Genomic DNA, 14,941 nt, shown 5'->3' with positions numbered 1-14,941 from the left:
GCCATTAATTGGAGACTATAGCATATATAATTTTTTGTTGGCTAGATATTTGCTTTTTTAGTTGTGCCACAAAAGTGCTACAAAACAAAAAATACTCTTACAAACACCTTAATACCAAGGGTTGTAAGAGTGAACGCATGCCGACTGGGGGATTCGAACCCTCGACCTACGGTTTACGATACCGTTGCTCTACCAACTGAGCTAAGTCGGCAATTACTCCGAATGTCGGGCTCGAACCGACGACAGCACGATTAACAGTCGTGTGCTCTACCAACTGAGCTAATTCGGAATGATGCATCGCAATGTCCTATCCTCGCAGGAGGCGATCCTCCAACTACTTTCGGCGTAACTGAGCTTAACTGCTGTGTTCGGTATGGGAACAGGTGTGACCTCAGTGCCATCATCACGACACGTTTCCAATTGAGTGAACTTAGTTCCCTCAAAACTGAATCATAATTGTTTTTTTGCCTTACACCACTTGCTACTTGGTTAAGTCCTCGAACCATTAGTACTAGTCCGCTCCATGCGTCACCGCACGTCCACTTCTAGCCTATCTACCTCATCATCTTTGAGGGGTCTTACTTCATTACTGAATGGGAAATCTCATCTCGAGGCGAGTTTCACACTTAGATGCTTTCAGCGTTTATCTCATCCGTACATAGCTACTCAGCGATGCTCCTGGCGGAACAACTGATACACCAGTGGTACGTCCACCCCGGTCCTCTCGTACTAAGGGCAGCTCCTCTCAAATTTCCTACGCCCGCGACGGATAGGGACCGAACTGTCTCACGACGTTCTGAACCCAGCTCGCGTACCGCTTTAATGGGCGAACAGCCCAACCCTTGGGACCGACTACAGCCCCAGGATGCGATGAGCCGACATCGAGGTGCCAAACCTCCCCGTCGATGTGGACTCTTGGGGGAGATAAGCCTGTTATCCCCAGGGTAGCTTTTGTCCGTTGAGCGATGGCCCTTCCATGCGGAACCACCGGATCACTAAGCCCTACTTTCGTACCTGCTCGACTGGTAAGTCTCACAGTCAAGCTCCCTTGTGCCTTTACACTCTGCGAATGATTTCCAACCATTCTGAGGGAACCTTTGGGCGCCTCCGTTACCTTTTAGGAGGCGACCGCCCCAGTCAAACTGCCTGCCAGACACTGTCTTCCACCACGCTTAGTGGTGTGAGTTAGAGTGTTCATACAACGAGGGTAGTATCCCACGTTTGCCTCCATCGAAACTAGCGTCCCGATTTCTACGGCTCCTACCTATGCTGTACAAGCTGCACAAACACTCAATATCAAGCTACAGTAAAGCTCCATGGGGTCTTTCCGTCCTGTCGCGGGTAACCCGCATCTTCACGGGTCTTTAAATTTCACCGAGTCTCTCGTTGAGACAGCGCCCAGATCGTTACGCCTTTCGTGCGGGTCGGAACTTACCCGACAAGGAATTTCGCTACCTTAGGACCGTTATAGTTACGGCCGCCGTTTACTGGGGCTTCAATTCGTACCTTCGCCGAAGCTAAGCACTCCTTTTAACCTTCCAGCACCGGGCAGGCGTCAGCCCCTATACGTCATCTTACGATTTTGCAGAAACCTGTGTTTTTGATAAACAGTCGCCTGGGCCTATTCACTGCGGCTCAGCTTGCGCTGAGCACCCCTTCTCCCGAAGTTACGGGGTCATTTTGCCGAGTTCCTTAACGAGAGTTCACTCGCTCACCTTAGGATGCTCTCCTCGACTACCTGTGTCGGTTTGCGGTACGGGCAGGTAAACACTAACTAGAAGCTTTTCTCGGCAGCGTGACATCACAGACTTCCCTACTTGATTTCGGTCCTCATCACAATTTGTCCTTATGACAGCAAGCATTTGACTCACTCTCAGACTTATTGCTTGACCCAGCTTTTCCAACTGCTGGGTTCTGTTAGCCTTCTGCGTCCCTCCATTGTTCAAACATGTTCACCTGGTACAGGAATCTCAACCTGTTAGCCATCGACTACGCCTTTCGGCCTCGCCTTAGGTCCCGACTAACCCTGGGAGGACGAGCCTTCCCCAGGAAACCTTAGTCATACGGTGGACAGGATTCTCACCTGTCTTTCGCTACTCATACCGGCATTCTCACTTCTAAGCGCTCCACCAGTCCTCACGGTCTGACTTCATCGCCCTTAGAACGCTCTCCTATCGCGCCACTAATGTGGCACCCGTAGTTTCGGTGGTGTGTTTAGCCCCGGTACATTTTCGGCGCAGAATCACTCGACTAGTGAGCTATTACGCACTCTTTAAATGGTGGCTGCTTCTGAGCCAACATCCTAGTTGTCTATGCAACTTCACATCCTTTTCCACTTAACACACACTTAGGGACCTTAACTGACGATCTGGGCTGTTCCCCTTTCGACAATGGATCTTATCACTCACTGTCTGACTCCCGGACATACGTGATTGGCATTCGGAGTTTATCTTAATTTAGTAACCCGAGATGGGCCCCGCACCAAAACAGTGCTCTACCTCCAACACGCTATCTTCCGAGGCTAGCCCTAAAGCTATTTCGGAGAGAACCAGCTATCTCCAAGTTCGATTGGAATTTCACCGCTACCCACACCTCATCCCAACATTTTTCAACATGTACGGGTTCGGGCCTCCAGTGCGTTTTACCGCACCTTCACCCTGGACATGGGTAGGTCACCTGGTTTCGGGTCTACAACAACATACTCGAACGCCCATTTCAGACTCGCTTTCGCTACGGCTCCGGTCTTTCCACCTTAACCTTGCATGTTATCGTAACTCGCCGGTTCATTCTACAAAAGGCACGCTATCACCCATTAACGGGCTCTAACTTGTTGTAGGCACATGGTTTCAGGAACTTTTTCACTCCCCTTCCGGGGTGCTTTTCACCTTTCCCTCACGGTACTGGTTCACTATCGGTCACTAGGGAGTATTTAGCCTTACGAGATGGTCCTCGCAGTTTCCGACCGGATTTCACGTGTCCGGCCGTACTCAGGATCCTACACGGGAGTTTGCTTACTTTCGCATACGGGGCTATCACCCTGTTTCGCTCAGCTTCCCAGCTGCTTCTGCTAATAAACAAATTTGTAACTCCACAACGGTAGTCCTACAACCCCAGTGTGCAAGCACACTGGTTTGGGCTCCTCCGCGTTCGCTCGCCGCTACTGACGGAATCGATTTTTCTTTCTTCTCCTGTTGCTAATGAGATGTTTCAGTTCACAACGTCTACCTTCGTTCAACTATGTATTCATTGAACGATAACTTGCATCACAAGTTGGGTTTCCCCATTCGGAAATCCCCGGATCATAGCTTACTTACAGCTCCCCGAGGCATATCGGTGTTAGTCCCGTCCTTCATCGGCTCCTAGTGCCAAGGCATTCACCATGCGCCCTTAATAACTTAACCGATCAACTCTCGTTGATGATTTCGTTTGAGTATTGTGACTCAATGGTCACAAGCGATTTTAAACTGATTTAAAAAACTCAAAAAATTACGCGGTGTATTTTTTCGGCTCAATTTAATTGATTAATATCAATTGAAATGAATTTAAAAATTTACAATTATGATTCAGTTTTCAAAGAACTAATAAGCAACCGTTTGGTTGCGATGGAGAATATCGGGATCGAACCGATGACCTCCTGCTTGCAAAGCAGGCGCTCTCCCAGCTGAGCTAATTCCCCATATCATGGGACTGAGAGGACTCGAACCTCCGACCTCACCCTTATCAGGGGTGCGCTCTAACCAGCTGAGCTACAGTCCCAGAGATTCGACTCTCTGTCTTCATTGAGTGTAAATCACTCAAAACTAAATATCGTTTCGTTGATTGTGTAGGTTTCCGATTTTCCTTAGAAAGGAGGTGATCCAGCCGCAGGTTCTCCTACGGCTACCTTGTTACGACTTCACCCTAATCATCTGTCCCACCTTAGACGGCTGGCTCCTAAAAGGTTACCCCACCGGCTTTGGGTGTTACAAACTCTCATGGTGTGACGGGCGGTGTGTACAAGACCCGGGAACGTATTCACCGCGGCGTGCTGATCCGCGATTACTAGCGATTCCGACTTCATGTAGGCGAGTTGCAGCCTACAATCCGAACTGAGACATACTTTAAGAGATTAGCGCACCCTCGCGGGTTGGCGACTCGTTGTATATGCCATTGTAGCACGTGTGTAGCCCAGGTCATAAGGGGCATGATGATTTGACGTCATCCCCACCTTCCTCCGGTTTGTCACCGGCAGTCTCACTAGAGTGCCCAACTGAATGCTGGCAACTAATAATAAGGGTTGCGCTCGTTGCGGGACTTAACCCAACATCTCACGACACGAGCTGACGACAACCATGCACCACCTGTCACCTTGTCCCCGAAGGGAACGTCCTATTTCTAGGATTAGCAAGGGATGTCAAGACCTGGTAAGGTTCTTCGCGTTGCTTCGAATTAAACCACATGCTCCACCGCTTGTGCGGGTCCCCGTCAATTCCTTTGAGTTTCAACCTTGCGGTCGTACTCCCCAGGCGGAGTGCTTAATGCGTTAGCTGCGACACTCAAGGGCGGAAACCCTCGAACATCTAGCACTCATCGTTTACGGTGTGGACTACCAGGGTATCTAATCCTGTTTGCTACCCACACTTTCGAGCCTCAACGTCAGTTACAGTCCAGAAAGCCGCCTTCGCCACTGGTGTTCTTCCATATATCTACGCATTTCACCGCTACACATGGAGTTCCACTTTCCTCTACTGCACTCAAGTCATCCAGTTTCCAAAGCCATTCCTCAGTTGAGCTGAGGGCTTTCACTTCAGACTTAAATAACCGTCTGCGCTCGCTTTACGCCCAATAAATCCGGATAACGCTTGGAACATACGTATTACCGCGGCTGCTGGCACGTATTTAGCCGTTCCTTTCTGGTAAGATACCGTCACACACTGAACAGTTACTCTCAGTGCCGTTCTTCTCTTATAACAGTGTTTTACGAGCCGAAACCCTTCATCACACACGCGGCGTTGCTCCATCAGGCTTGCGCCCATTGTGGAAGATTCCCTACTGCTGCCTCCCGTAGGAGTATGGGCCGTGTCTCAGTCCCATTGTGGCCGATCAGTCTCTCAACTCGGCTATGCATCATAGCCTTGGTAAGCCTTTACCTTACCAACTAGCTAATGCACCGCGGGTCCATCTCTTAGTGATAGCAGAACCATCTTTCAACCAACAACCATGCGGTTGTTGGTATTATACGGTATTAGCACTTGTTTCCAAATGTTATCCCCTGCTAAGAGGTAGGTTACCCACGTGTTACTCACCCGTTCGCCACTCTTTGTCAGATAAAATCAAATCTGAGCAAGCTCGTCATTTCATTTAAAGACAAAGCGTTCGACTTGCATGTATTAGGCACGCCGCCAGCGTTCATCCTGAGCCAGGATCAAACTCTCATTTTAAAAGCTTGAGTATAACTCATTGTTTTTTGTTGTTTAACAGAAGTTAAACGAATTTACTAGCGAATTGACTTCGCAAATGTTTTTGTATCAAGCAAATTGCTTGATGACCCTACACATTTGTTTCATCGAAACGATATTCAGTTTTCAATGATCTACGTTGCGTCTCACAACTCAATTAGTTTATCAACAAACTATTCATCTGTCAATAACTAATTTTCAGATTAGCAAAGCAATCCGAAGCGTTTACCACAACTCAAACTATATTACAGTATGTTGATTTAAATGTCAACACTATAATTTAGATAAGTTTTGATGTGATTTGAATTGATTTTTAAATCATTTCCAAAACCCAACTTTTATATAATACGACGTTATAAAGCAGATTGCAAGTACTAATTTAAAAACCTATGCAACTAAAGAATAAGCAAATGACATTTTTTCTATATAAAAAGGTAATTCTCCAAATAATCAGAGAATTACCTATTAACATGATGCTATTTATCAAACAATGACACTTATTTTAACGCATCGTTGGGAATAACAATACGTCACGAATGGTATCTGCATTTGTTAGCAACATCACTAACCGATCAATACCGATACCTAATCCACCAGTAGGTGGCATACCATACTCTAGAGCCTCAATAAAGTCTTCATCAATACCTTCAGCTTCATCGTTTCCAGCTGCCCGCTCGGCTGCTTGTGCTTCAAAACGCTCACGTTGGTCAATCGGATCATTCAGCTCAGTAAAGGCGTTAGCATACTCACCGCCCGAAATAAACAATTCAAAACGTTGTGCAAAACGCTGATCATCGTCACTCTTCTTTGCCAATGGTGATACTTCTACTGGATGACCATAGACAAAAGTTGGTTCAATTAATGTCTCTTCCACAAAGTCCTCAAAGAACTCATTAATAATATGACCAATGCCCCAGTATTGTTCATACTTTACACCCTTTTCATCAGCAATCGCACGAGCTTCTTCAATGGTGTAATGTTGCCAAAAATCAACGCCCGTTTTCTCTTTGATTAAGTCCACCATATGTTTGCGAGCAAACGGCTTAGCCAAATCAATCGTGTGATCTTGGTAGGTGATAATCATATCATCTGCAACAACCTTTGCAGCTGCTTTAAAAATATTTTCAGTCTCAGTCATGACGTCACTAAGATCCCAAAAAGCAGCGTATGATTCCATGACCGTAAATTCGGGATTGTGCTTTGGATCCATCCCCTCATTTCGGAAGACGCGACCAATTTCATAAACGCGTTCCATGCCACCAACAATTAAACGTTTTAAATGCAACTCAAGCGCAATACGCATATACAAGTCAATATTTAATGCATTGTGATGTGTAATAAATGGCCGTGCTGCAGCGCCACCAGCAGCATTTTGTAGCATCGGTGTTTCCACTTCTATAAAGCCATCGCCATCCATGTAGGAACGAATAGCAGAAATAATCTTTGACCGCTTTTGGAAACGTTCAAAAGATTCATCATTTGCAATCAAATCCAAATACCGTTGACGATATTTTGTCTCAACATCGGTTAACCCATGGAACTTATCAGGCAATGGACGCAAAGCTTTTGATAAGTGCGTAATTTCAGTCACATTTAATGACAATTCACCAGCACGTGTCTTCATGATGGTTCCTTTAAAGCCTAACCAATCACCTAAATCTGACTTCTTAAACCAATCGTAAGCCTCTTCACCAACAACAGGCTTTTGAACAAAGACTTGGATACGTCCTGAACGATCCTTAATATCAGCAAAACTAATTTTACCTGAGCGACGCTTTGTCATCATACGTCCAGCAATTGCTACTTCATTTGCTTGTGCTTCTAAATCTTCACCTGAAACATCATCATACAATGCATGTAATTCAGATGCCATATGCGTCCGATCAAAGCGGTGACCAAATGGATCGATCCCTGCATCACGCAGTTCAGTCATTTTTTCACGGCGCTTGATCATTTGGTCATTTAATGACACTTGTTGGTCAGCCATAATCCTATTCCTGCCTCATTTTTCCTTTTATTAGTTCGTTGTTGGTTTTCACCATACATATCTATAAGTTTGCCAATCTTCTGCAAATTTTGCAAGCCTCAACACTAATTTTTTCCACTAACATCTTTATTAGCAATAATTGACTGTAATTCACTTTCATCAAAATTAATAATCTTACCAGTAAAACGATCAACAATTTCAATACCATGATCTTCTGCTAAAATCGTTTGTAATTCTGATAATGATAAAGTTGCTAACATTCGTGCATAGTCATGCTTTGCAATTTCAGGATACAAAGCAACTTCTGTTGTTGATAATACTTTGATAGTTTCTGCACCAAACAAATTTGTTAACAAATCACTCGCTGTAAATCCTTCCAGCATTTGTGTCGAAATAGCTGGGAAATGCGCCAATTTTTCTTCTAGCACGGCAATATCTTCATCTGTTGCATCTGGTAAAGTTGAAACCATGAACCCACCAGCCGTCACTACCGCACCATCTGGATCAACCATCACAGACACCGCAACTGCAGAGGGAATCTGCTCTGATTTCGCCATGTAGTAAGTTAAATCATCACCAATTTCACCCGTAACTAACGCCACTTGACCAGTGAACGGTTCGTCAGTGCCAAAATCTTTCGTCACAGATAAAAACCCATTTGTCCCAACAGCATCCGCCACATTTGGTTGCCCTTTTAAAGTCAAAGGCAATGTGACTTGCGGATTCGTTACATACCCACGAACTTCTCCCTGTGCAGATGCTTCAACAACGATTTTACCGGCAGGTCCTTGACCATCAATACTAATTGCTAACCGTTCTTCCCCTTTTAGGATCGCATTTGAGACCATTAACGAACCAATGAGTGCACGACCAAGAATTGTTGTCCCCAGTTGTGATGCATCATGAAATGTTGCAACTTTTTTCATCATATCTGTTGCTTCAATAGCAATCGCACGAAATTTACCATCGTTTGTTATCGCACGTACTAATTTATCTGTCATATTGATATCCTTTTCTTTATTGTGTTTTCCGTTATCAAGTGTAACACACCGTGTATGAAATTTGAGCCTTTGTTGCATAGCAAAAAAGAGTTAGAAAAATAAATTTTCTAACTCTTAATCTAACCATTATTAGGCTTCATCATGATCATGATCATCATCATCAGACTTATTCTCTGGTGTGATTGCTTCTGAAGCTGTTATTTGTTCAGAAGAAACATCTTCAGTCAACTTATCATTGGCTGCTTTCTTTGCTTCTTCATATGACATTGGTGTTGCTCCTTCTGATTTTGAGCCATCTTTATCTGGCATCTTACCAGTGTTGAACAAACTCAAAATTTGCTTCTCATCCAACGTCTCATACTCTAACAAAGCTTGCGCAATGGCTTCATGACGTTCTTTATAACGTAAGATAATGTCGCATGCTGTTTCATAACCTTGCGTTGTAATATGGCGAACTTCTTCATCAATTAGGCGTGACGTTGTATCTGAATATAATGGTTGACCATACTGTGGTCCATTATTCTTTTCCAACTGAACCATTCCCAACTTATCAGACATACCATATTGCGTTACCATAGCACGCGCAAGTCCAGTAGCCTGCTCAAAGTCGTTCGAAGCACCTGAAGATTGTTGATTAAATATCAAGACTTCAGCCGCACGACCACCCATCAAACCAGCAACTTGATCCATCGCATCAGTCTTACTCATCAGCATCTGATCTTCACGAGGAAGCATAATGGCATAACCACCTGCTCGTCCACGTGGAACAATTGTTACTTTATGAACGACACGTGCTTCATTTAATACCAAACCAACAATCGCATGTCCAGCTTCGTGATAAGCAACTGTTTCACGTTCTTTTGCTGAAACCACACGATCTTTCTTGGCAGGTCCAGCAATCACACGATCTTCAGCTTCATCCAAATCTTTTGCAGTAATCGTATTATTGTTTTGACGAGCAGCTAACAAAGCCGCTTCATTTAACAAGTTTTCCAAGTCAGCACCGACAAAGCCAGGTGTTTGCTTAGCAATTTCTTTCAAATCAACGCTTGAATCTAATGGTTTGTTCTTTGCGTGAACCTTCAAGATTGCTTCACGACCCTTAACATCAGGTTGTCCAACCAAAATTTTTCGATCAAAACGACCAGGACGAAGTAAAGCAGGATCCAACACATCGGAACGGTTTGTGGCTGCCATGACGATAACACCTTCATTACCTTCGAACCCATCCATTTCGACCAACATTTGGTTCAATGTTTGTTCACGTTCATCATGGCCACCGCCCATGCCGTTACCACGCTGACGTCCAACCGCATCAATTTCATCGATAAAGATAATTGATGGCGCTGCTTTCTTGGCATTTTCGAACAAATCACGCACACGGCTAGCACCAACACCAACGAACATTTCAACGAAATCTGAACCAGAAATTGAGAAGAATGGCACACCAGCTTCACCAGCAACCGCTTTGGCAAGCAATGTTTTACCAGTTCCGGGAGGACCCTCTAATAGAACACCTGATGGAATACGAGCACCTAACTTCAAGAACTTCTTTGGATCTTTCAAGAACTCAACAACTTCAACCAGTTCTTGTTTTTCTTCTTCAGCACCTGCTACATCTGCAAAGCGCTTCTTATTTTCTGATGGGTCAGCTGGCTTTGCCTTTGACTTACCAATACCCATCATATTGCCACGACCACCTTGACCACCTTGGTTCAAGCCACCCATCATGAGGTAGAACAAACCAACCATTAAGATCAATGGTAATATCGTGACCAAGAAGGTCCCCCAGAAATTAGTAGGTTGTGGCTTTGTCGTAATATCAGTGTCTGCTTTTTCAGCAATTTTTTGGACATTAGCAACAACTGTGTCACTACCGACTAACTTTGTCTCAAAGGAAGTTGCCTTTCCTGATTGACCACCGCCTAACAGTGACGCAAAGGTATCGTTATCACCCGACTTTTTACTTGACTGTGCTTTGGTATACTCACCCTTGACGTTGTAGACACCATCGCCTGGCTGAATCGTGACTTTTGAAATTTTCTTGTCACGCAATTCCGTCATAAATGTTGACGTAGAGATAGTCTTCGTATTTGAGGTCTGTGTGGGCCCGGCTACCCAATATATCAAACCCATAATACCAAGGACTACGATTACGTAAAACAAACTATTTCGGACAAAATTCCCGTTTCGTTGGTTTTTCATCAATTCCTCCTGCAGATAGTAATAGCAGTTACTATCATATTATTATGTACGACATGATTAATTTACAGTTTAATTAGTGATTTGGTGTGATATCTACCGTGTCAACAACATCAGCATGTTTTGGATCATAAACTTCACGTTTCAAAACACCAACATAGGGTAGATTACGGTATAGTTGCTTGTAATCAAGACCATACCCTACCACGAAGGCTTTTGGTACATCAAAGCCAACATAGTCAACTGCTGCTTCCACAACACGACCATCTTTTTTATCCAATAAACTAGCAGTTTTTACTGATTTTGCACCACGACTTTTTAATAACTCAATCATAAACTTTAGTGACCGGCCAGTATCCACGATATCTTCCATGATAATGACATCACGACCATTGATATCCGTTTGTAGATCCGTTACCAAATCTACATTTCCTGATGAAGAGACGCCACCGTTATAGCTAGAAACATCAATGAATTCGACTTCTGCATATTGCATATGACGCATTACATCAACTGTCCACAAAACAGCACCTTTTAGTACTGAAAGAATAATCGGTGTCCGACCCTGATAGTCAGCAGCTAATTGCTCGCCAACACGCTTCGCAGCTTTCGCAATATCTGCCTCGCTATATAATATCCGTTCGATATCATTATTCATGTCCGGTTGGTTCATGTTTTGTTAATCTCCTAAATCTTAATTCCCCTACTGTTACATAGATTTAAGAATAACATGTTTATCTCCAAATGTTTAGTCAATAACTCAAAGAACTATAAAAGTTTTAACCTTTTAACAATCGCAACCATTGATGATCCCTCACCAATTGTTCATTTTCATTTAATTGCACTGTGCCAATTGCCACATTTTGATTTCTCATTAATTGAATCACTTGGCGCAATTGTCGATTTTTAATATCTAATATTTGTTGTTCTTGCAACCATCGTTGTAGCACCAATAATAATTGATCGGTTGGTAATTGCCAATCAAGTGTGCCAGCTTTTAATCGCTGAACATCACGATCCAATTGTGGCAACGCCAATGTTTGTAATGCTGTTAATTGATCTGCAAAATCTATAATATGAGCTAATGCTTGATGATTAATTTGCTGTAAATCAGGAATAACGGCATGGCGGAGACGATTTCGTGCATATTGCTGATCATTATTCGTATAATCGTCAATCCATTCTTGCACAGGTTCCTTAACCAAATCATCAAGAGCCGCTTTGGGAAGCCCTAAGAATGGTCGAACCAACTCTAAACCATTTGACAAAGTTTGTTTTGCTGCCATCCCTGTCAATTGATCTAATCGACTCCCACGCACTAATTTATATAGAATTGTTTCTACTTGATCATCACGATGATGTGCGGTCACAATCATATTTGCACCGATCTGTTTTGCAATGGTAAACATCGCTGCATATCTTTTTTCACGCGCTTGTTCTTCGACTGCAAAAGTCGGTGCTTCTGGCCAATCTAATCGTTGTACCGTAGTCGTCTTTAAATGTGGCGTCTTTTCAAAAATATGGCGTACAAACTGTTCTTCTTCTGATGCATCTGATCGCAGTTGATGATTAATGTAGATCGCACTAACTTGTGGTTGAATATCCAATGGTAACCCACCATCAGTCAGCCAACGCAACAACCTTAACGAATCTTGTCCACCAGATACTGCCACCAAAACATGATCCGTCGCCTGAAACAACCGTTGCTCACGTATCTGTCGAATTAAATTGGCTCGTAATACTTTGGGTTTCATTCTATTTACCCTACCTTTTTGTTGACTAATCTTATTATATGTCAAAATAGCACAAAACTAATGTCGCATTTCATAATGGCACACCAAAACAATGACATGTTATCAACGATTAAAAGGCGGAAGTATCCGATATAATCAGAAAACTTCCGCCTAATCAGACGACATATTGCCCATCATCGGTTAAATCAATCAGGGATATTAAAGACAACTTCATTATCTTTCGTGTACATGTACTTCTCACGAACTAATTTTTCCAAATAGCTATCATCACCCAAATCTTTAACTTCTTGTTTTAAATCAGAATGCGAATTTTTGGCATTCGTTAACGTCTGATTCGTTTCCTGCAAACCAGCAGATGCCGTCGTATACTTTGTATATTGTTTGTGAAGATTAACCATTGCAATCACAGCAACAATAATGATAATGACTGCTAAAATCAAACGACGCCGAAAATGAATATAGCGTGAATACCGAGCTTGCCGTGCTTCATAGACAATATGATTTTTACCAGCAGCGTTTAGTGGTTGTATATTTGATTGTCTTTTAATTTTACGCATCACTAATCACCTTCCTGATAGTCATATCAAGTCTCAATCGATATTCTTAAACACTATAACTGTACCGCAAGAATTAAATTTTCTTAACTCTCATTATCATTTCTTAATAATTTCGTATAAAAACATAACAGAACGTTATCTTATTCCGCATCAAAATCCTGCGCATATGATTCTGAAACAATGCGATACATGTGTTCAGCTTCATCTTTTTTGGTTGTTTCAACAATTCGTTCAACCGCAATGACTGATGTTTTATTACCAAACCGAATTGTTAATTCGTCACCTGTTTTGACATCACTAGATGACTTGGCTTTTTTGCCATTAATGTCAATTCGTCCTTGATCTGAAATATCTTTTGCTACCGAACGTCGTTTAATTAAACGTGAGACCTTTAAATATTTATCTAATCGCATGAGTTTCCCTTTCGTTTTAAGAAATGATATATTTTATAACCTTTAGGTAAGGCGTACCATTCTTCCATTGACAACAGACGTAAATGCCAAATCATCACTATAAATATTATTATACCAATTAGGACCGCTATTATGAGCGTTAATAAGCTAGCCACTCGTGATGAACCAATAATCAAGTCGCTTATTTGACACCACACACCTGCACCAATCAATACAGATAGTAATGTTGCCCCTAATTTTAGCCACCAATTCTTGCCATGCCAATGTTGTCGTAATTGTTTTGGTAAGCGACGCGTCACGAAATATAACATCGGCAACAAGGCAATAAAAGTTGCCCATGAAGCGCCAATAATACCGTAACGAGAAATTAAAATCATATTCAACACATATTTCAAGATCATGGTGATAAGTACAAACCAACCAACCCATCGCGTATAGTCTAAACTTTGCAGCACACTCGTGATAATTAAAATCAATGTTGCAGGTATAATCGTCAACACAAAAATCATTAAGGCACTGCTACCTTCGCGGGTGCTAAACAGCACCTGATTAACCACAGGCATAACAGCTATCAAACCAATTGTTGCGACACCAGATAAAATCAACGATAACCTTAACATCATTTGAAAATCGTGTTTAAAATCACTATCGGCGTGTCGAACAACATGGTGACGTAATACTGGTAGTAAAGATGTACTGACTGCCGTTGCCAATACCATACCAAGTTGCACGAGTGGCTGACCTCGATCGTAAACACCTTTAGCATACTCTGCTGCATGTGCTGTCAAACCAGATACTTCTAATAATCCTTTTGTCGAAAAAGAATCAACCAATTGTAACAGTACTAACAATCCTGTCAACATCGCTAATAAATTACCTTCAGACCATAAACGTCGAAAAATATGTAACCAGCCAATCGTCCGATCTTTTTTGATTTCTTGCGAAAGCGGTAATTGCCAAACTGACCGAATTGTTTTCGTCATATACCCCGTTGCCAGTATACCAGCAACTGCTGCTGCTGCCATTGCCCAAGTACCAATTCTATACACTGACCAATTAGCATGTACACCCCACCAAGCAACACCAATAATAATACCCACACGCACGATTTGCTCAATGACTTGTGAGACTGCCGTTGGCACCATATTTAACTGACCTTGCGCAAAGCCACGACCAACTGATAAGAATGGCATCAGCCAAAACATCCAGGCAACAGCTCTAATAACAGGTATCAACTTTAAATCATCACCCATACCTAAAGCCAATATTGGTGCACCACCATAAACTAGTAAAAAAAGAAAGCAGCTGATCATCAGTAATAACCAAAATAAGCGTCGGGCCACTAGTTGCTGGCGTGCCTCGCTTGTTTGTTCTGTAATGATCTTAGAAATAAATAATGGCCAACCACTCAAAGCTAGTACCATACCAATACCATAGATAGGATAAACCTGTTGATAGACATAAAAGCCAGTATTGCCAACTAAGTTTTGAAAAGGAATCCGATACACGGCACTTAGTATCTTTGCAATAATACCAGCTAACGTTAAAATACCCGCACCAGCCATCAAATTTTGACTACTTTTACTCAT

General features: G+C 42.8%; 8 protein-coding genes, 4 tRNA genes and 3 rRNA genes. All 15 read right to left on the bottom strand.

The window, feature by feature from the left end:
- Positions 1 to 138: 138 nt before the first annotated feature.
- The 15 genes from AC3B5D_RS09150 to AC3B5D_RS09080 all read right to left on the bottom strand — a co-directional run bounded on the left by AC3B5D_RS09150 (position 139) and on the right by AC3B5D_RS09080 (position 14,941).
- Positions 139 to 211 (bottom strand) — tRNA-Thr (locus AC3B5D_RS09150).
- Between the two features lie 5 nt (positions 212 to 216).
- Positions 217 to 289: transfer RNA gene (locus AC3B5D_RS09145), tRNA-Asn, on the bottom strand.
- Between the two features lie 5 nt (positions 290 to 294).
- Positions 295 to 411 (bottom strand): 5S ribosomal RNA (gene rrf, locus AC3B5D_RS09140).
- 74 nt (positions 412 to 485) lie between these two features.
- Positions 486 to 3,401 (bottom strand): 23S ribosomal RNA (locus AC3B5D_RS09135).
- A gap of 202 nt (positions 3,402 to 3,603) precedes the next feature.
- A tRNA-Ala gene (locus AC3B5D_RS09130) sits at positions 3,604 to 3,676 on the bottom strand.
- A 6-nt stretch (positions 3,677 to 3,682) separates the two neighbouring features.
- Positions 3,683 to 3,756: transfer RNA gene (locus tag AC3B5D_RS09125), tRNA-Ile, on the bottom strand.
- 89 nt (positions 3,757 to 3,845) lie between these two features.
- Positions 3,846 to 5,420, bottom strand: a 16S ribosomal RNA gene (locus AC3B5D_RS09120).
- Together the 16S, 23S and 5S rRNA genes with 4 tRNA genes alongside form the textbook arrangement of a ribosomal RNA operon.
- A gap of 520 nt (positions 5,421 to 5,940) precedes the next feature.
- Positions 5,941 to 7,425, bottom strand: a complete 1,485-nt coding sequence (lysS, locus tag AC3B5D_RS09115) for a lysine--tRNA ligase (RefSeq protein WP_489840339.1) — start codon at positions 7,423 to 7,425, stop codon at positions 5,941 to 5,943.
- A 104-nt stretch (positions 7,426 to 7,529) separates the two neighbouring features.
- Positions 7,530 to 8,426, bottom strand: a complete 897-nt coding sequence (gene hslO / locus AC3B5D_RS09110) for an Hsp33 family molecular chaperone HslO (RefSeq protein WP_489840340.1) — start codon at positions 8,424 to 8,426, stop codon at positions 7,530 to 7,532.
- Positions 8,427 to 8,555: 129 nt separating this feature from the next.
- A complete protein-coding gene (gene ftsH / locus AC3B5D_RS09105; RefSeq protein WP_489840341.1) occupies positions 8,556 to 10,631 on the bottom strand; it encodes an ATP-dependent zinc metalloprotease FtsH in 2,076 nt (691 codons plus the stop codon).
- Between the two features lie 73 nt (positions 10,632 to 10,704).
- Positions 10,705 to 11,301 carry a hypoxanthine phosphoribosyltransferase gene (gene hpt / locus AC3B5D_RS09100; RefSeq protein ID WP_489840342.1) on the bottom strand — a complete coding sequence of 199 codons (597 nt, stop codon included), beginning with the start codon at positions 11,299 to 11,301 and terminating at the stop codon, positions 10,705 to 10,707.
- 106 nt (positions 11,302 to 11,407) lie between these two features.
- Positions 11,408 to 12,382: a tRNA lysidine(34) synthetase TilS gene (tilS, locus tag AC3B5D_RS09095; protein ID WP_489840343.1), complete on the bottom strand. Its 975-nt coding sequence runs from the start codon at positions 12,380 to 12,382 to the stop codon at positions 11,408 to 11,410.
- Positions 12,383 to 12,567: 185 nt separating this feature from the next.
- Positions 12,568 to 12,939 carry an FtsB family cell division protein gene (locus AC3B5D_RS09090; RefSeq protein WP_489840344.1) on the bottom strand — a complete coding sequence of 124 codons (372 nt, stop codon included), beginning with the start codon at positions 12,937 to 12,939 and terminating at the stop codon, positions 12,568 to 12,570.
- A gap of 140 nt (positions 12,940 to 13,079) precedes the next feature.
- Positions 13,080 to 13,352 (bottom strand): RNA-binding S4 domain-containing protein, encoded by a 273-nt coding sequence (locus AC3B5D_RS09085; protein WP_489840345.1) that lies wholly within the window; start codon positions 13,350 to 13,352, stop codon positions 13,080 to 13,082.
- A complete protein-coding gene (locus tag AC3B5D_RS09080; RefSeq protein ID WP_489840346.1) occupies positions 13,343 to 14,941 on the bottom strand; it encodes a polysaccharide biosynthesis protein in 1,599 nt (532 codons plus the stop codon). The genes AC3B5D_RS09085 and AC3B5D_RS09080 overlap by 10 nt, the downstream gene beginning before the upstream one ends.

The sequence above is a fragment of the Weissella sp. ESL1177 genome (genome assembly GCF_058107185.1).
Note: the sequence above shows the minus strand (reverse complement) of the source record. Positions and strands in the feature narration are given on the sequence as shown.